General features: G+C 60.0%; 13 protein-coding genes and 2 pseudogenes. 10 read left to right on the top strand and 5 right to left on the bottom strand.

Translation table 11 applies throughout. The annotated features are described in order from the left end of the window. The first annotated feature begins 726 nt into the window (after nucleotides 1-726). Both AC1D2L_RS01625 and AC1D2L_RS01620 read left to right on the top strand, forming a co-directional pair. The gene (locus AC1D2L_RS01625; RefSeq protein WP_476844065.1) at nucleotides 727-1665 is read left to right on the top strand and encodes a hypothetical protein; all 939 of its coding nucleotides are present in this window, start codon (nucleotides 727-729) and stop codon (nucleotides 1663-1665) included. A gap of 293 nt (nucleotides 1666-1958) precedes the next feature. Beyond that, nucleotides 1959-3578 carry a matrixin family metalloprotease gene (locus tag AC1D2L_RS01620; protein WP_476844064.1) on the top strand — a complete coding sequence of 540 codons (1620 nt, stop codon included), beginning with the start codon at nucleotides 1959-1961 and terminating at the stop codon, nucleotides 3576-3578. A 156-nt stretch (nucleotides 3579-3734) separates the two neighbouring features. On the opposite strand, the pseudogene AC1D2L_RS01615 reads toward AC1D2L_RS01620, so the two are convergent. The 3 genes and pseudogenes from AC1D2L_RS01615 to AC1D2L_RS01605 form a co-directional block, all read right to left on the bottom strand. Next, nucleotides 3735-4032: pseudogene (locus AC1D2L_RS01615) on the bottom strand (IS5/IS1182 family transposase); the annotation flags it as partial. 835 nt (nucleotides 4033-4867) lie between these two features. Then, complete coding sequence (locus AC1D2L_RS01610) at nucleotides 4868-5647, bottom strand: sulfite exporter TauE/SafE family protein (protein WP_476844063.1); 780 nt, start codon at nucleotides 5645-5647, stop codon at nucleotides 4868-4870. Between the two features lie 322 nt (nucleotides 5648-5969). Then, nucleotides 5970-6209, bottom strand: a pseudogene (locus AC1D2L_RS01605) (transposase); the annotation flags it as partial. A gap of 523 nt (nucleotides 6210-6732) precedes the next feature. Between AC1D2L_RS01605 and AC1D2L_RS01600 the strand changes: the two are divergent. The 6 genes from AC1D2L_RS01600 to AC1D2L_RS01575 all read left to right on the top strand — a co-directional run bounded on the left by AC1D2L_RS01600 (nucleotide 6733) and on the right by AC1D2L_RS01575 (nucleotide 11764). Continuing rightward, nucleotides 6733-7491: an SDR family oxidoreductase gene (locus AC1D2L_RS01600; RefSeq protein ID WP_476844062.1), complete on the top strand. Its 759-nt coding sequence runs from the start codon at nucleotides 6733-6735 to the stop codon at nucleotides 7489-7491. Nucleotides 7492-7597: 106 nt separating this feature from the next. Then, the gene (locus AC1D2L_RS01595; protein ID WP_476844061.1) at nucleotides 7598-7879 is read left to right on the top strand and encodes a hypothetical protein; all 282 of its coding nucleotides are present in this window, start codon (nucleotides 7598-7600) and stop codon (nucleotides 7877-7879) included. A gap of 19 nt (nucleotides 7880-7898) precedes the next feature. After that, nucleotides 7899-8855: an agmatinase gene (gene speB, locus AC1D2L_RS01590; RefSeq protein ID WP_476844060.1), complete on the top strand. Its 957-nt coding sequence runs from the start codon at nucleotides 7899-7901 to the stop codon at nucleotides 8853-8855. Between the two features lie 96 nt (nucleotides 8856-8951). Then, nucleotides 8952-9401, top strand: a complete 450-nt coding sequence (locus tag AC1D2L_RS01585; protein WP_476844059.1) for a YybH family protein — start codon at nucleotides 8952-8954, stop codon at nucleotides 9399-9401. A 207-nt stretch (nucleotides 9402-9608) separates the two neighbouring features. Continuing rightward, nucleotides 9609-10544: an N-acetyl-gamma-glutamyl-phosphate reductase gene (argC, locus tag AC1D2L_RS01580; RefSeq protein ID WP_476844058.1), complete on the top strand. Its 936-nt coding sequence runs from the start codon at nucleotides 9609-9611 to the stop codon at nucleotides 10542-10544. 122 nt (nucleotides 10545-10666) lie between these two features. Continuing rightward, on the top strand, nucleotides 10667-11764 hold the full coding sequence (locus tag AC1D2L_RS01575; protein WP_476844057.1) for a helix-turn-helix transcriptional regulator: 1098 nt from the start codon (nucleotides 10667-10669) through the stop codon (nucleotides 11762-11764). A gap of 232 nt (nucleotides 11765-11996) precedes the next feature. On the opposite strand, the gene AC1D2L_RS01570 is transcribed toward AC1D2L_RS01575, so the two are convergent. Next, nucleotides 11997-12845 (bottom strand): fumarylacetoacetate hydrolase family protein, encoded by an 849-nt coding sequence (locus AC1D2L_RS01570; RefSeq protein WP_476844056.1) that lies wholly within the window; start codon nucleotides 12843-12845, stop codon nucleotides 11997-11999. Between the two features lie 552 nt (nucleotides 12846-13397). On the opposite strand from AC1D2L_RS01570, the gene AC1D2L_RS01565 reads away from it, so the two are divergent. Then, on the top strand, nucleotides 13398-14714 hold the full coding sequence (locus AC1D2L_RS01565) for an OmpP1/FadL family transporter (protein ID WP_476844055.1): 1317 nt from the start codon (nucleotides 13398-13400) through the stop codon (nucleotides 14712-14714). A 186-nt stretch (nucleotides 14715-14900) separates the two neighbouring features. Here AC1D2L_RS01565 and phaC read toward each other — a convergent pair whose 3' ends face one another. Continuing rightward, a complete protein-coding gene (phaC, locus tag AC1D2L_RS01560) occupies nucleotides 14901-16736 on the bottom strand; it encodes a class I poly(R)-hydroxyalkanoic acid synthase (protein WP_476844054.1) in 1836 nt (611 codons plus the stop codon). Nucleotides 16737-16850: 114 nt separating this feature from the next. On the opposite strand from phaC, the gene AC1D2L_RS01555 reads away from it, so the two are divergent. Next, the gene (locus AC1D2L_RS01555; protein WP_476844053.1) at nucleotides 16851-17210 is read left to right on the top strand and encodes a hypothetical protein; all 360 of its coding nucleotides are present in this window, start codon (nucleotides 16851-16853) and stop codon (nucleotides 17208-17210) included. Nucleotides 17211-17307 lie beyond the last annotated feature (97 nt).

The following is a 17307-nucleotide window of genomic DNA, read 5'->3' as shown; positions in this document are numbered from 1 at the left end:
GCGGCCAAACAGCTAGGGATCAGGTACGTGAGGCATACGCATCCCAAAAAAATTGTCGCAAGAGTAATATTCGACATAACACAAGAATAGGTATTGTAAAAAAGCAGATACCATGATACTATACTGGTCATAGAGCTAGATGGCAGAGAGGAAAACGAGCTTGATAAAGCTGGTTGTGAAATCGGGGGATGAAAAAATTTACGAATTCCGTCCGGGTTAGGCTAAGGTTTCGGTCTCCATGGCGGAATGCCATGCCGCACATCAGATTTTGGTATCGGCATTGACGGCAATCGAGAATTTCGTCGCCATTTCGAGTGCGGGCCTGCTTCAGCCGCCGAACCGTTAGGCCGAGATGACTAACCAATTTTTGAAGTAAAACTTCAGAAAAAGTTTGAATATATCCGATTTTTAGAGTATTATTCAGATAAATAATTACAGTTCCTAAAATGTATTGACACGCTAAGTGAAGCGTCGTATTATATACGTTAATTTTATTATGAGAAGCTCGATGAGCGTCCTCAGCGGTGTGAACAGCAAGAAGCTGAGGATAGCGCTCCACATATGGCCTGTATTGCGGCGCCAGATAGTGGCTCGGTCATCAACGGTTCAGAAGAAAAAACACGTTTTCGAACAATCGAAATTGATGCTTCTGGAACCGAGTGCGTAGCTATGTCTATATCATGAAAATGTTCAATAATCCAATTCAGAGATAAATGAAAATAAATTTTGGGAAAAGGAAATAAACTAAAAGAAATGGGACGAAAGAAAGCTGACGCGTTGATGCGCGATATGATTCGTGCATACGAAGGTAATGCGCCGGTGCTGTCATCTGACATTAACTTAAGAAAAACACTCGGTCAAATTATTTCCAAAAAATATGAACGAAAATTAAATTCAAAAAAATCAAAGAAATCAAATAATAATTTCAGAGGATTGATAGTAAAATATATCGACGAAAGACCTATCTGGTCGGATTTATTAAATAAGTGCAAAATCGATTATCTTCTGACTCTCAACAGCCCTGATCCCTATGGGCCTGAAAAGAAAATTTATGATAGACATCATAATTGTGCCAAATTATATCACAGGACCGCATTGCTTTTAAAAAGAATCCTGTCTTGTGGAGGAAAATATAAAAATTGGAAAAGCGACAATTCGATGTGCTTCGGCTTCATGGAGCATTATAACAAGCTTTCCAATGTGACGTTTCCCCACATGCACATTGCTTTATCGCTCAACCCCCAGCAGGTCGAATGGCTGAATGAAAATATAGGTTCAATAAAAATGGAATGGCTTGAGACATGGAATATGATCGGAGACAATAAATTGTTCAATATCGAACCTCTCCGGGGAACTAAAGAAGATGTCAGCTGGGTTTCGTCTTATATCACAAAGCAAGCTCATTTGACCGGGACGTTCGACGTTATCCTGGGTGACGAGCGTTTCGTGGAAAAATATATCGGCAATCAGGCACTACTATTCGGGGTTTCAGTCACAACCGAATCGATGTGTTCTTACAAATGGGTCATTACAAAAGAAAATTTAGCGAAGGCGATTCGCTACCGCGATGAACATTATGGAAAAGTTTGCGAGGTTTCGAAAAGATTGGCTGCCGCCCAATTTCCGAAGCTCAAGACGTCGTCTCGGTTTAAATGCCTGTCATAAACATCCTGGCCAAAGTCGAGAATTTCAAAAATATCCCCATGAAGCTTTCGGTCGGACGCCAGGCCGACATCCGCTGAGCGGATCAGCTGATTTCGTGCAACTTATGGTGCCGAGTACAACGGAAAATTTCTATGTCCGCTTATTATCGCAGGAGTAGGGGAGGTTAGACCGGTGTTCAATGATACTTATAAAGTCTACATAGAATAATTGATCGGCGCAGCGTTTCCGCGACCCATAAACACGGCTGGACGTTGATCGCATGGCATGGTTTACTCGTGTTGGAGGGAAATTCGATGGGAACGACGTCAGATTATCGCGCATTACCTTCCGGTATTGCATGGAATGGGCCTTCGATGACAGGGCAACCTATCGTTCTGACGTATTCGTTTGCATCCACTCCAGCATACTATGCCGAGGCTGAGCAGCCGGGTTGGATGACCAATTTCCAGCCCCATACCGAGTGGGAAAAGCAGGAAGTTCGACGTGCTCTAGGCGAATGGTCTAAAGTCAGCGGCATAACGTTCATCGAGGTCTCCAAGCACGTTGGAGATATGGTGTTCTCGTTCATCAATATGGCAGATAGCGGGGATGTGGCGGCGGCTGGCCGTGGTGGTCAACCATTCGTCTCCTATCTCCAGGACGCTGAGGGCAAAATCAGGCCCTACGCATCCGAACACAGAAGTGCCGGGGATATCGTCTTTGATAACGGATATCGAGCTCGATCCGAATTCCAAACCGACTTCTTTTTCGTTGCGCTCCATGAGATTGGTCATGCCATTGGGCTAAAGCATCCCCATGAGGCAAATTACCCCAACCCTTTGGTGCTTCAGCCTGATCCTCCGGGATCAACGGTGATGAGCTACCAATACCGACTTCAGGCGCTAGGAACGCTTGACGTACCCGCGGCTCAGTATCTGTACGGGACGGCAAAAGGGACCAACTGGTCATATGACGCTGCCAAAGAGGCGATGAGTATCAAATCAGCTGGAATGCCCTTTCTCAGAGGGACATCCGTCGATGATGTGATCACAGCTGGAACGACAGAGAAGATTATCAACTCATCGATGGGCAACGATATCGTCTACGTCGGATCAGCAGCGATTGTGGTCAAAGCTGGAGACGGTGTCGACATCGTTTATAGCGGGGCAACTCTGGGCGCCAGAAATTTGAATTCGAATGCAAGCTGGAGTTATTATCAAGATACTGGAGTGGTTCAAGAATTTGAAAATGTAGAATACATTCACTTTGCTGACGGCGTAATCAATACGGCGAATAAGTTTTTTGCTTCGAACCAGAAATTCCAGCAGTTCGAAGCTGCCTATCGCACGCTGGTAGCCACTCCAGCACCCTATGCCACATCAGAGAGCGCATCGACGAGCGGAAAAACGACTGCAGCTTACGTCACCGAGCTTCTGAATGGGCCTGCGAAAGATAGCACGATACCAGCGATCATGGCGTACAGCTCTATGCTCGGCAGAGCGCCTGACAAAGCAGCGCTCGACAATCTAGCGAAGTTTGTTAGTGAGCAGGTCAACTCGGTTGGGTATCAAGCCACAAGCGATCCTCGACTAGGAGGCTTCGAAGCGATGGGCTTAGCTCTCGCAGACTTGGCCCCAAGCGTTGCAAGCTCCTCGGGAAAAACGGATGCAGCTTTCGCTTCTGATACCTACCAGATGATATTCGGCAGAACAGCAAACGCCATGCAAGTCTCCCACTTTTCCTCGCAGATCGACTATTTTGAGGGGCTGTACACGGGCGTTGGCATCAACGGCGCTTCAGCAGCGATAAAGGCTCGCGGAGCAGTTTTCGGTCAGATGCTTGGCTATGCTGCGAAGGAAGACACAAATCAAATGCTGGTGTCAGCCCAGGACACACTCTCGTCATTCCTGAAGGCTGATGGATGGCTCACGTAGCAAAAAGCTGCTCTTATCATCCGCTCGAAATCGAGGCTTATCTGTCCAGTCCAAAATTTACCTATTAAAAAAGGTATGTGCTTGGTGGGGCGGGAGAGCGTGACATGCTCCCCGGATTCCTGCCATCGATAAGTTGGGTCCATCGCATAGTTGACGTTCGATCAGATAGTTAGTGGCATAGGCGAAGAAAGCATGGCCCTTCTGAGCTCCCGCCCATTGTGCCGGATCGGAGCGCGAGACGAACTTCGGCGTCTTCTCGCTGGCTGCGCCCCAGGCGGCCTCGTCGAGCATGTCGAGATACTCGCGCACCGAACGCCGTGTCCGAGCGAGATCGTCCCATTCGACGGGCTCGGACGTTGGCTTTGGCCTTGATCAGGCTGGCATCGACCGCGAAGCCTTCGCCGCCGACGAGCCCTTCCGCGATGCGGCGCCAAACCGTTGTCTCGAACAATTCGAGCCTCTCTCATGGCTTGGGCTGCTCGAATGCCGGGAGCAGGACCGTGGGTCAGCGGGGGGATCCGCAAAACGCCGCTCTTTGACCAGATGCTGTCCTTCGACGTGAAAATGACCGGCGCGGCAGAGGTGCGGCATTGAACGGACTGCACCGGCCGCGTTTTACTGGATGGCGTCTTTCTGCACGCTGTTTCACGCCGCCCGTATGAAGGGGAAGCGCCTCTGCGAACCCCGCCAGAGCGCTGTCTGATAAGCATGCAGGCAGAGCGTCAAGCGGTCGGTTTTGTCGCCCTCCCGGTGGCCGCGACGCCTCCCATCAAACTCCTGAAGGAGAAACATCATCAGGCGAAATTCATCAATCGCGCTGCTACGCGGTTTCGGCGGGCTCCAGTAAGGCAATGAAGCGCTCACACCGGCCTCCAGATTGACGAACTGCCATGGAGGTAAGCGGATTAAGCTGTCACAGGTTCCTTTCTTGGCGTTCTCGTAGTGCTGCTGCCTCTACGATCTGAGCCCAGCGGCGCGGATCGCCTCCCATAAATCCGACGGTGGAAGCACATCGATGGGGGAGGAAAAAGGAGCGTCTCTTTTAGCAGGCGTTACCGCGTCCAGCACGTGTTCGATGGCGTGGCGCAGCCGCTCTCCCTCTGGCATCCCTTTATCCAGGGAGAGAAACGCATTGAGCAGATACCTTCGGCATTGTCGGTAATTGCTCATGAGCCAAGCGTGGACTGCAACGAACAATCCACCGTTAGAAAACTGGTTTGCAATTTAGAGGCTGCGGCCCCGCCCGCAGGCCTAGCGGCGAATTAGGTGCCCGCTACTCGGCCGAGGCATCAAGAATTGACGAAATACCATGTGGTCAGGGCCGCCCCCACAATGATCACCGACCGCCGGATGACGCGGACAGGAACACGCTTCGCGACCACAACACCGAAATGACCGCCAATGATGCTTGAAACCGTTATGAGGACTGCCGCTGGCCAATGGACGAGGCCGGAAAATAAAAACAGAACAACAGCGAACCCCTGCATGAATACGGACAGAATGTTCTTAGCCGCATTGGCCTCGTGGAACCGATCACCAAATATTAGGGACAGCGACGCGAGCATCATGATGCCCATTCCTGCGCCAAAATAGCCGCCGTAGATTGCTACTAATCCTTGCAGGGCAACCGCACCAAACGATGTCGTGGTGGCTGACGCGCTTCTAGCCTTGTCCTTTTTCAACGAATTCATCAGTGGCAAGATTTTGGGCGATACCGCAAAGAGCGCCGTCGCAAAAAGCAGAAGCCACGGCACCAGCCCGCGAAACGTCGTGTTGTCTGTGTTGAGCAGGAGCCAGCCGCCCGCCAATCCGCCAGCAGCCGAGACCAGATAGAGAGGCACCAGCCTGCGCCCCAATTGGTAAATCTCGCGGCGATAGGCGAGTGTCGAGGCGATCGAGCCCGGCATCACGGACACGGCGCTTGTGGCATTTGCCGCGATCGGGGGGACGCCGACAGCCATCAAGGCGGCAAAGGTGAAAAACGTCCCACCGCCCGCGATTGCGTTCACGCCGCCTGCGAGGAGGCCCGCGTTGATCAGGACAACGGCTTCAAAAACGGACACGATCATAACCTTTGGCGATTGCGGCGGCTGGCGCTTCCTGGTCCACGGATCAAACCCTCAGAGTGGATCGCGTCGTGGCAGGCACGCTCCTGTTCCGATGAACGTCCTGGGGCATGTCTTTAGCCGGTCCTTCTCAGCGTCGCGTTCGTCTTCGAAGCCCGAGAGCCATCCAGCGAGCGGCCGGGCGCGTCAAGGCCGCCTTGATACCTGAGCGTCAATTCGGAGCTTCCTGCCCGTGGCGGTCCGCTGCGTCGCGGTCTTCGCCCTCGTAAGGAGGGCTATCAAAATGGCCCTGCCTGGGCGGTACGACCTACTTCTGAGCGGGTTTTAGCTCCCCAATCTTCGCATGCGGCGTCTTCACATCGATCGCGGGCGCGGTGGCTTCCGACTTCGCCTCAGACCCAAAGACGCCGGCAGCCCCGTCAAGAAGCTGGCTGCGCCATTGCGTGATGGGGGTGGACGTCGAACTGCTCCGCCAACTCGGCCAGCGTCTTCTCGCCCTTATCGCCGCCAGCGCGACCTTCGCCTTGAAAGCTTGGATGTGGTTCCGGCGCACGCGTCTCGTCATATCTGCTCCTGTTCACGGCGATCATGCCGCGTTCAGGCCGAAAATCCACCTAAGCCCGATGTCCAGATTTCCCGAACCAGCTCTCAGCGCGGGCTCAATCCATATGAAAACCGGAGAGATTCACTATGATTAAGACGCTCTTTCTGGCTGCGGGGGTTGCAGCAACCGCGCTCATTACGGCTCCCGCACAGTCTCAAGTCCGCCTGGAAACACGCATGGAACGCCCCGACCACAACGGCCCGCGCTACCGGGAACGGCGGGGGTATGAGGAACGCCGCGTCGTGCGGCCGGCAGACATTTCGACGCGCCGTCGATGGCATATTAGATGCCAACGTCAAAATACGATTTGACAAAAAATTAACTCAAGAAATTATGGTATCTAAACTCCTGTAACACAACGGCTTTTATAGATACTAGTTCTCGAAGCGCTGATCGTCTCACGCTTTCTGGCTATGCATCAGGGCGGCTCGCAAGAGCCGCCCTTTTCGTATTGTGTGGTTGTCCAGGCACAGGAGACAGCCGCATGACCGCCACTCGCCCCGTCCTTCTCGTCACCGGCGGCAGCCGCGGCATCGGCGCCGCGATCTGCATCATGGCCGCGCAGCGCGGCTACGACGTCGCGGTGAACTACCAAAGCCATGTGGAAGCCGCGGAGACGGTTGTGAAAGCCTGCCGGGACGCCGGCGCCAGGGCCGTCGCGCTCAAGGGCGACATGGCTGTCGACGCCGACATCGCCCGCGTCTTCGCGCAGGCAAAGGCCGAACTCGGGCCGCTGACGCATGTGGTCAACAATGCCGGGATCACGGGGCCGTCGAGCCGGCTCGCGGACGCTGATCCGCAGGTGATCCGCACCTGCATCGACGTCAACGTGACTGGCGCGATCCTGGTGGCACGCGAGGCCGCCCAGGCCTTGCTCGCCAACGCCGAGGCGCCCAACCGGACGATCGTCAACATCTCGTCCATCGCGGCTGGCCTCGGTGCGCCCGACGAGTTCGTCTGGTATGCCGCCTCGAAAGGCGCGATCGATTCCTTCACCATCGGCCTGGCGCGCGAGCTCGCCCCGCAAGGGATCCGGGTCAATGCGGTCGCGCCGGGCATGACCGAGACAGACATCCATGCCGTGTCATCGGGCGAGCCCGGCCGTGTCGCCCGGATCGCGCCGTCGATCCCGCTGCGACGCGCGGCCCAGCCGGAGGAAATCGCGGAGATGGTGCTGTTCGCCCTCTCCGATGCAGCCTCCTATGTGGTGGGCTCGATCCTGCGGGTAGGAGGCGGGCGCTAAGGGGTCCGCGAAACGACAGAATCGGCTGTCGAGCTGCTCGATCACGGCTGGAGCCTGACGCGAGGCGTGCTAAATCCCTAGCACACCTCCACCGCCACGGGTCTCCATGCGCGTCCTGCTCGTTCTCATCGCCTTCGGCATGATCGCCGTGCCGTCCCTGCTTGCATTGTCGCAAACCGGGCTAGGCACCGGGCGTCGCATCGGCAACGCGCTGGTGATCTTCCTGGCGCCGGCGATCGCGCTTGGCCTGATCCATGGCGTGCCGGAACTCGACGGGCGCGCGCTCCAGCATCCCGTCGTATGGACGACGCTGCGGCTTGTCCTCTCTGCCCTCGCGCTGATCCTGCCCTGGTGCCTCTATGTCTGGCTCACACGCCCGGGCCGCTGACTTCTTTGGACTGATCGATATGACCGAACCCGCCGACACCCCGACGATCGACCACGCCTTCACCGGCGACAGGCGCGGCCCCGCGCATGACCCGACCTATGCCGGCGCGCTGTCCTTCATGCGGCGTCGCTACAGCAAGGACGTGGCGGGCTGCGATCTCGTGATCTGGGGCGTTCCCTTCGATCTCGCGGTATCCAACCGTCCGGGCACGCGCTTTGGCCCCCAGGCCATGCGCCGCGTCAGTGCTATCTTTGACGGGGATGCCCAGTATCCCTCGCGCGTCGACCCGTTCGAGATTCTCAGTGCCGTCGACTATGGCGACTGCATGCTGCCACGCAGCGATCTGCAGGGCTGCGCGAAGGCGATCGAGACCGGCGCTGCAGGGATCATCGCCACCGGAGCCCATCTCGTGACGCTGGGCGGCGACCACTTCATCACGCTGCCGCTGCTGCGCGCCCATGTAGCCCGCCATGGGAAGCTCGCGCTCGTCCAGTTCGACGCTCATCAGGATACCTGGGACGACGGCGTCGGCGCGATCAGCCATGGCACCTTCGTGCTCGAGGCCGTGCGCGAGGGCCTCATCGACGTCGAGCGCTCGATCCAGATCGGGATCCGCACAGTAGCCCCGCGCGATTGCGGCATCACGGTCATCGACGGCTATGCCGCCCATGCAATGGGCGTCGACGCCGTCGCCGAGCGGATACGGCAGCGAGTCGGGAAGGGCCCGGCCTACCTCACCTTCGACATCGACGCGCTCGATCCGGCCTCGGCGCCGGGCACGGGCACGCCGGTCGCGGGCGGCTTCACCACGGAGGCCGCGTTGCGCATGGTCTGGGCGATCCGCGAACTCGATTTCCGCGGCATGGACATCGTCGAGGTGTCGCCGCCCTACGACCACGCGGACGCGACCGCGATCGCAGGCGCAGCCGTGGCGCAGCACTACATCCAGGCGCTCGCACTGAAAAAGGCGGGTTGAATCGACATCTGAGCTTGCGGAATCGGCTTGCGAAAAGCCGTCCGCAAGTCTCTCATCGGATTCAGGATTTCGTGGCGGGAACCGCGGGAGGTCGTGATGACGATGGCAGGTGCGACACCACATGCGCTCTTTCCTGCAGCGCTGGCGCAGCTCCGCGCAGCGCTGACTGCGGTTGCCAATGGCGACGTCTCGGCGATCAAGGCTCTTTACTCCCATGGCGACGACGCGACGAGCTTCTACGGCTGGGGCGGCTATGAGAAGGGCTGGGACGCTGTATCGCGGCGCTGGGACTGGGCCGCGCAGCAGTTCCGGGGCGGGACTGTCACCCACCAGAACCTGACCACAGTGATCGGCTCGGATCTCGCATTGGTGACCGATGTCGAGAGTTTCGAGGTCAGGATGGATCAGGCTGCCGAACCCGTTCGCTGGACCAATCGCGTCACGCATGTCTTCCGCTTCGAGGATGGTGGCTGGAGGCTCCTGCACAGGCATGCCAATCGGCTCGAGGATCGCTACGAGCCAGCCGACAGACTGAACCCACGGTGACGCCAGGGCGATTGACACCCCAGGCATCCGGCCACATATACGTGTCATGACAACGAACCTGTCACGACGTCGCCCTGCTCCGGCCGCCCTCGCGCGACCGCGATAACGCTCGGCTGATGTCCGACCGTTCGCGACCGCGCCCAGAGCGCGGTTTTTTTATGCCCTGAGCCAACCAAGCATCTCGTTTTCTGCCGACCGGAGACCCTGATGAGCCAGAACCTCAAGTCCATCTTCATCGACGGCGAAGCCGGCACGACGGGCCTCGGCATCCGCGACCGCCTCGCGGCTGTTCCCGAGGTCGTGGTCAAGAGCATAGCAGCCGACAAGCGCAAGGACCCTGCCGCGCGCAAGGAGATGATGGCTGGTGTCGATCTCGTCGTGCTCTGCCTGCCCGACGAGGCGGCAAAGGAATCGGTCGCGCTTGCCGACGAACTCGGTAGCGCGGCGCCAAAGATCGTCGATGCCGCGACCGCGCACCGGATTGCACCCGGCTGGGTCTACGGCTTTGCCGAGCTCGCGCCGGGCCATGCCGACAAGATCGCCAACGCCAACCGCGTCGCCAATCCCGGCTGCTATCCCACGGGCGCTATTGCGCTGCTGCGCCCTCTCGTCGATGCCGGCCTGCTGGCCCAGGATCATCCCGTCACCGTCAACGCGGTCTCCGGCTATTCGGGCGGCGGCAAGAGCATGATCGAGGATTACGAGGCGCAGCGCGCTCCGGCCTTCGAGCTCTATGGGCTGGGCCTCAAGCACAAGCACCTGCCGGAACTGCAGGAATATGGCCGGCTGGCCCGCCGTCCGATCTTCGTGCCCTCCGTCGGCAATTTCCGGCAGGGCATGCTGGTCTCGATTCCGCTGCATCTCGACATGCTTCCCGGCAAGCCGAAGATCGCCGATCTCGAGAGGGCGCTGAGCGAGCGCTATGCCGGCTCGACCTATGTCGGCGTCGTGCCGGCAGCGGCTGCCGGTGGCAAGCTCGAGCCCGAGGCGCTCAACGATACCAACAAGCTCGAACTGCGTGTTTTCGGCGACGATGCGCTGGGGCAGGCGGTGCTGGTCGCGCGTCTCGATAACCTCGGCAAGGGAGCGTCTGGAGCCGCGGTCCAGAACATCCGGCTGATGCTGGGGCTTGCGGAGGGCTGATCTCGTCGGTCACGAGATCGTGAGGGGGCCGTTTTGGCAGCCTCGCTTGTATCCTCTCGGTAGCGCGGCATTAAATCAGCTGAGCTGATAGTTGCGCTGGTCGAGAGGATATTGCCCTGTCGATGCCTGACGATGCCGAAAGCCTTCTGATAGACCGCATCTATGAAGCGGCGATCGTGACCGAGGGCTGGCCCGAGGTGCTGCGCACGACCGGGGAGGTCGCGCGGTGCCGCGAGGCGTTGTTCGCTACGATCCTGAACGATGATGCGCGGCTGGTCGCGTCGACGCCCGGCTTTGCCGACGATTACAACGCCCTTCTCGAACGCTATCCGATTTCGGTGAACTCCCGCGCCCAGCGGCTGCTGGCGAGCCGTCATTCGGGCTTCATCACCGATGCCGACATCTTCTCTCCCGAGGAGATCGCTGCCGATCCGATCTATCAGGATATCCTCATCCCCTCCGGCTACGGCTCGGGCGTGGCGACCACGATCGCTTCGCCATCGGGCGAGGTGATCGTCGTCCATTGCGAGCGCGATATCGCCGACGGTACCGTCGAGCCGGAGGCGATCGCTGCGCTCAATCGTCTACGGCCGCATTTCGCCCGCGCCGGCCTGCTCGGTCGACGCCTGGGGCTGGAGCGGGCGAGGGCGGCCTCGGAAGCGCTGGAGATCATGGGGCTGCCCGGCGCGGTGCTCGGCGCGAGTGGACGGATCATCAGCGCGAACAGTCTCCTCGTCGGCCTGATGCCGAGCGTCTTCCGCGACCGCCCGAACCGGCTCGGGATCGTCGATGCCGCTGCGGACGGGATGCTGCAGGCGGCTATGACGGCTGCCGCGCATGACAGCTACGACGCAGCCGTTCGCTCTATCGCCATCCCCGCCGGGGAGGGGCATCCGCCCATCATCGTCCATCTGTCACCCGTGAAGGGCAGGGCGCGTGACGTCTTTGCTCTCGCCTCCGCGATCCTCGTGGCGACGCCGGTGGTGCCGCGCCGTGTCCCGGGAGCCGACATCATCGAGGGGTTGTTCGACCTCACGCCGGCGGAAGCAAAGCTGGCAGCGACGATTGCCGCCGGCCATGCACCGCGAGAGGCGGCGCAGCGGCTGGGGGTGACAGAAGGTACGGCGCGCACGACCCTGAAGCGAGTGCTCGCGAAGACAGGCGCGCGACGCCAGTCCGATCTCGTGGGCATGCTGCAGGGTGCCGCGCGCTTCGCCTGAGATTTGGCAGACCGATTTAACGGCTTCGACGCGGCCTGCGAATTTTGTTCGTGATACCCCCCAAATGGGGGGCGCAGGCGGCGCGCGCGCGTGGTTTGAAGGCATTGTCGGCGGTCAACACTCAGGCCGCCTGCCTCTGGCGCGATCGCTGTTGCGTATGGATCCAGGTCGCGTCGAGGGATTTCTTGGTGCTGCTACGACCGGGTCAAGCGGCCGTAGCAGCACTTTTTTGTTACGCCGAGAACGGCACGAAGTTCTGCTTCTGCGTGCCCAGGCCTTCGATGCCGAGCGTGACGACCTCGCCACCCTTCAGGAAGCGCGGCGGCTTGAAGCCGAGGCCGACGCCGGGAGGCGTGCCGGTGGTGATGACGTCGCCCGGATCGAGGCGCATGAACTGGCTGATGTAGTGCACCAGATAGGTCACGCCGAAGATCATCGTCTTGGTCGAACCGTTCTGGACGCGCTCGCCATCGACTTCCAGCCACATGCCGAGGTTCTGGATATCGCCGACCTCGTCGGGGGTGACGAGCCAGGGGCCCAGCGGACCGAAGGTCGGGCAGCCCTTGCCCTTGGCCCACTGTCCACCACGCTCCTGCTGGAATGCGCGCTCGGAGACGTCGTTGCAGACGCAGAAGCCGGCGATCGCGGCCATGGCGTCCTTCTCCTCGATGTAGGAACCGCCGTCGCCGATCACGATCGCCAGTTCGACTTCCCAGTCGGTCTTGACGGAGGTCTTGGGGATCATGACGTCGTCATTGGGGCCGACGATGCAGTTCGGCGCCTTGTTGAACAGGATAGGTTCGGCGGGGATCGGGGATCCCGTCTCCGCAGCGTGGTCCGCGAAATTCAGCCCGACCGCGATGAAGTTGCGGACGTCGCCGACGCAGGCGCCGATTCGCGGCGAGCCCTGCACGAGCGGGAGGGATTCGGGGTCGATGGCCTTGAGAGCGGCCAGCGAGGCGGAGGTGAGGGCCTTGCCGGCGATGTCCGAAACCTTGCCTGACAGGTCGCGCAGCGCGCCCTTCGCATCCAGCAGGGCCGGCTTTTCTTGGCCGAACGCACCATAACGAACCAGTTTCACGTCGTTTCTCCCATTTTAATCGATTTTGTTCAGGCGGCGCGATCCTGTGCGGATGGTCTCGATGTGGCAAGTCCATCTTGGCGCATGGCTCGGATGCGCGGTCTGAGCCACGTCCTCGATAACGGAACGCGGCAAAGCGATCCAAACTTTTCTCGCCTGATTCATCGCCGGTTCGAGGGGCGATACTCGACATGTGCGACCGTGCAGCTGGCGAAAGCTGGTCTTACGTCAACAGTATTGTTGCGCGAATGCAACGCGGCTCCTCAAACAGGTGGTGTCCCGACGATATGCCGCTGCTGCGCGGTTTCGGCACTTCGCGGTAAAACGCGTGATAGTTCTTATATAAACGATCTTTTTGAGCGGGAGCTTTATGAATTCCGTCCGAAAGTGGTCGATTTTGGAGGCTTTTCGACAAGCCGACTTCAACAAGAGGCCGCTCAAGGGGGATTTCCGTCACGAAAGGCGGGATTGCGGCAACAAAAGGGTCGCGGCATGGTCAGGCATCGAACGGGCCGATTTGCCCGAAAGAATGACAACTCCGGGATGGGATCGATGAAGAGCCTGGTTCGCTACGCCTCTGCCGCCACAGTGTCGGTTGCCGCTCTCCTGGCGGCCAGCGCCGCTTCGGCGAGTTCTTTCGCCATCCGCAGCGGCCAGAGCGCCGAGGGCCTCGGCATGGCCTATGCCGGCGCCGCGTCGGGTGGCATTGGCCTGGGCTCGCTGGCCTGGAACCCCGCGACGATCACCATGTTCCCGGGCCGCAACAGCCAGTGGAACTACACCTATCTCTACGCGAACGGCGACTACGAGCCGACCTCCGTCACTCGCCTGGGCTCACCCATCGGCCCGGCAAGCCCAGTCCAGAATGGCACCGGCAATCTCGGTGGCGACGGCGCCCTGATCCCCGCATCCTACTCCGCGTGGCAGCTGACCGACCGGTTCTGGATCGGCCTCTCCACCGGCGCGCCTTACGGCCTGCGCTCGAAGCCGGAGAACCAGGTTCACGCGGCCCAGATCTATGGCCGCTCCGCCAAGGTCCAGACCATCAACGTCGCGCCTTCGATCGGCTACAAGGTCAATGACTGGCTCTCGGTCGGCGCCGCGCTTCAGGTCCAGTACTTCAACACCAGCATCAAGCAGGCCGCCGGCGTCGGTCCGACCGCGCCTCCGGTGATCATCAAGGGCGACACCGTCGATTTCGGCTATCGCTTCGGTATGACCCTGACACCCATGCAGGGCACCACCATCGGTCTCGCCTATCGCTCGGCGATCCGCCAGACGCTTGACGGCACGCTGCGGACGCCGCTGGCGGTCATCCCGGTCAAGGCCAGCCTCAACCTGCCCGATTCCGTCGTCCTCGGCGTCTCGCACACGATCAACGATCAGTGGCAGGTCCATGGCGAGGTCGAGTGGACGAACTGGAGCCGCTTCCGCAACATCCCGATCGTCAGCAAGCTCAATGGCCTGGCCGCGACGAGCCTGAACTTCCAGTACAACGATGCCTGGTTCTTCTCGGCCGGCGTCGAGTACAAGTACAACAACGCGCTGACGCTGCGCGCTGGTGCCGGCTACGAGTTGTCGGCTGTCGATGATCGCAATCGCACGATCTACATCTCGGACAATGACCGCCTCTGGCTGAGCGCGGGCGCGAGCTACCAGGTCACCGACAAGCTCAAGCTCGACCTCGGCTACACCTATATCAACGTGCAGAAGGCTTCGGTGAACTACACCGGCGCGCATCCGCAGCAGGGCGCCGTGTTCTACTCCGCGGAAGCCAAGCCCTACATCCACATCGTCTCGGCCGGCCTGACCTATCGCTGGGACAACCCCGCGGAAGCGATCCCGGCGGCAGTCGTCCGCAAGTACTGAGCGGATCAAACCCATCGCGTAAAAAGCCGGCCTTCGGGCCGGCTTTTTTGTTGGTGGGCCGCAGTGCGATCCGGAATGACTGGCCCCAGATCTACGAGCGGCGCTCCGCCTGCGGCGAGGCGAAGCGAGATCTTCCGGCAGCGCACACCGCCATGGATCTAGGCTCGCCGGGCAGGGTGGCTACTCTTAGGCCTTGACCCTGACATAGCTGCCGGGAGCGTCCTCGAGCGGCTTGAGCTTGCCGGCGCCGGGTTCGCGCGCCGGCACGCGCTTGGGCGCCTGCGCCGTGATCCATGAGACCCAGTGCGGCCACCAGGAGCCGGGATGCTCGCTTGCCTGCGCGATCCAGTCCTCGTACGTGCCCTCCGGCTTGCCCCCGGTCCAGTACTGGTACTTCACCTTGGCTGGCGGATTGACGACGCCGGCGATGTGTCCGGAACCGGCGACGATGTAGTCGACCGGGCCGCCAAAGCATTTCGACCCCGTGAACACCGACTGCGCCGGGGCGATATGGTCCTCGCGCGTCGCGAGATTGTAGATCGGCATGGTGACCTTGCCGAGGTCGAGCGTCTTGCCGCCGATGCGCATCTCGCCCTTCGAGAGCTTGTTCTCGAGATAGCAGTTGCGCAGGTAGAACGAGTGGTTCGCCGCCGGCATCCGGGTCGAATCCGAATTCCAGTAGAGCAGGTCGAACGGTGTCGGGGCCTTGCCCTTGAGGTAGTTGTTGATCGCGTATGACCAGATCAGGTCGTTGGGGCGCAGCATGTTGAACGCGCCGGCCATGCGCGATCCGTCGAGATAGCCGACCTTCGCCATCTGGTCCTCGACCGAACGGATCTGTTCTTCGTCTACGAACACCGACAATTCGCCAGCCTTCGAGAAATCGACCTGCGTCGTGAAGAAGGTGGCGCTCGCGATGCGCTTGTCCCTGACGGCGGCCATATAGGCCAGCGTCACGCCCAGCAGCGTGCCCCCGACACAATAGCCGATGGCGCTGACCGCCTTCTCGCCGGTCGCCTGCTCGATCGCATCGAGCGCGGCAAACACGCCCTCGCGCATATAGCTCTCGAAATCCTTGGCGGCGTGGCGCTCGTCCGGATTGACCCAGGAAATGCAGAAGACCGTGAGCCCCTGGGAGACGCACCAGCGGATGAAGCTCTTCTCGGGGTTTAGATCGAGGATGTAGAACTTGTTGATCCAGGGCGGCACGATCAGCAGCGGGCGCTTGAGCACGTCCGGCGTCGACGGCGCGTACTGGATCAGCTCCATGATGTCGTTGCGGAAGACCACCTTGCCGGGCGTGGTGGCGATGTTGCGGCCGACCTCGAAAGCGCTGGCATCCGATTGTCGGATCTTGAGCTCGCCCTTGCCGGCCTCGATGTCCTCAGCGAGCATCTTCATGCCGCGCACGAGGTTCTCGCCATTCTGCTGGATGGTCTCGCGCAGCAGTTCCGGATTGGTCGCGATGAAGTTCGAAGGCGAGAGCGCGCCCGAAATCTGCTTCACATAGAAGCGCGCCTTCTCGCGTGTGTGGGGATCGAGATCGTCGGCGCGCTCGACCATGTCCTCGGCCCAGCGCGTGCCGATGAGATAGGCCTGCTTGACGAAGTCGAAGACCGGATGGGCGGACCAGTCGGGGTCGCTGAAGCGCGAATCACGCTTGTCGGGCTCTGCGACCGGCTTTGCCTCCTCGCCGCTCGCGCGCTTGAGCATCTCGCTCCACAGGCTGAAGAAGTCACCGGTGATCGAGGCCTGCGCCTCGATGATCTTGCGGGGGTCGCTGATCCAGCGCTCGGCGACGCGGCCAAGCGTCTTGACCATCTCGCTCGCCTCGTCGGCCTGGCCGCCCTTGGCCTCGCCGCGCTCGATCGGCTTCAGATAGGCCGCGGTGACCTTGCCGTACTCCTCGACGAGTCGGCCCATGTTCTGCGCGAACTGGTCAAAGTCGGGGGCGCGCGGCTCCGACGAGGCTCCGCCGGAGGCGCCGCGATCGTCCGGCTTGTCGTTCGCAGGCCGGCCCATGACGCGTCTCCCTCGCATTTTCTATGGGGCTGACTCTAAACCCCATTTTGGTCCTATTAAGGACGTAGCCGATATGGTCCACAACCGAAAATCTTCAACCTGCCGGAATCCGTCATGCCGATCCAAATTTCAGCGAAGAAAGCCTTTTTCGCGATGATCGTTCCGGTCGCGCTCGGCTTTGGCGGTTGCGCCGGGAACGGCTCGGTCAAGTCCGCCGCGGAAGTCGTCGGCTTGGCGACCACCGCGCAGGAATCGAAGAAGTTCGTCCAGGAGACCCGGCCCGCCAATCCCCAGTACATTCCGGTCGGCACGGTGGCCACGCGCACGGCCAAGCGCAAGACGGTCGACGAGTTCAAGGCGCTGGAGACGCAGCTCGAGGCCAAGCGCAGTGCCAATGATGCAGCCGGCGCTCAGGCGCGAACGCTGGGTACGACGCCGCCTCCCAAGCCCGCCCCGGCCTCGCCGACCAACTGAGGCAACTGTCGCTGATTTGTCTCATCGAACGATTCTTGCGTTTTTAAGGATGCCAAGACCGAAGATGCGGTGGTAAGGGCAGGCAACGCAACGATCG

This window comes from Allobosea sp. P1_B10 (assembly GCF_056406735.1).
This window is presented reverse-complemented; position numbering and strand designations above follow the sequence as displayed.

Excerpts from the sequence above, each read along its gene's own strand:
- AC1D2L_RS01600 (WP_476844062.1), top strand. The coding sequence starts at position 6,733 with ATGACCGCCACTCGCCCCGTCCTTCTCGTCACCGGCGGCAGCCGCGGC.
- AC1D2L_RS01595 (WP_476844061.1), top strand. The coding sequence starts at position 7,598 with ATGCGCGTCCTGCTCGTTCTCATCGCCTTCGGCATGATCGCCGTGCCG.
- AC1D2L_RS01575 (WP_476844057.1), top strand. The coding sequence starts at position 10,667 with ATGCCTGACGATGCCGAAAGCCTTCTGATAGACCGCATCTATGAAGCG.
- phaC (WP_476844054.1), bottom strand. The coding sequence starts at position 16,736 with ATGGGCCGGCCTGCGAACGACAAGCCGGACGATCGCGGCGCCTCCGGC.
- AC1D2L_RS01610 (WP_476844063.1), bottom strand. The coding sequence starts at position 5,647 with ATGATCGTGTCCGTTTTTGAAGCCGTTGTCCTGATCAACGCGGGCCTC.
- AC1D2L_RS01620 (WP_476844064.1), top strand. The coding sequence starts at position 1,959 with ATGGGAACGACGTCAGATTATCGCGCATTACCTTCCGGTATTGCATGG.
- AC1D2L_RS01565 (WP_476844055.1), top strand. The coding sequence starts at position 13,398 with ATGAAGAGCCTGGTTCGCTACGCCTCTGCCGCCACAGTGTCGGTTGCC.
- speB (WP_476844060.1), top strand. The coding sequence starts at position 7,899 with ATGACCGAACCCGCCGACACCCCGACGATCGACCACGCCTTCACCGGC.
- AC1D2L_RS01555 (WP_476844053.1), top strand. The coding sequence starts at position 16,851 with ATGCCGATCCAAATTTCAGCGAAGAAAGCCTTTTTCGCGATGATCGTT.
- argC (WP_476844058.1), top strand. The coding sequence starts at position 9,609 with ATGAGCCAGAACCTCAAGTCCATCTTCATCGACGGCGAAGCCGGCACG.
- AC1D2L_RS01585 (WP_476844059.1), top strand. The coding sequence starts at position 8,952 with ATGACGATGGCAGGTGCGACACCACATGCGCTCTTTCCTGCAGCGCTG.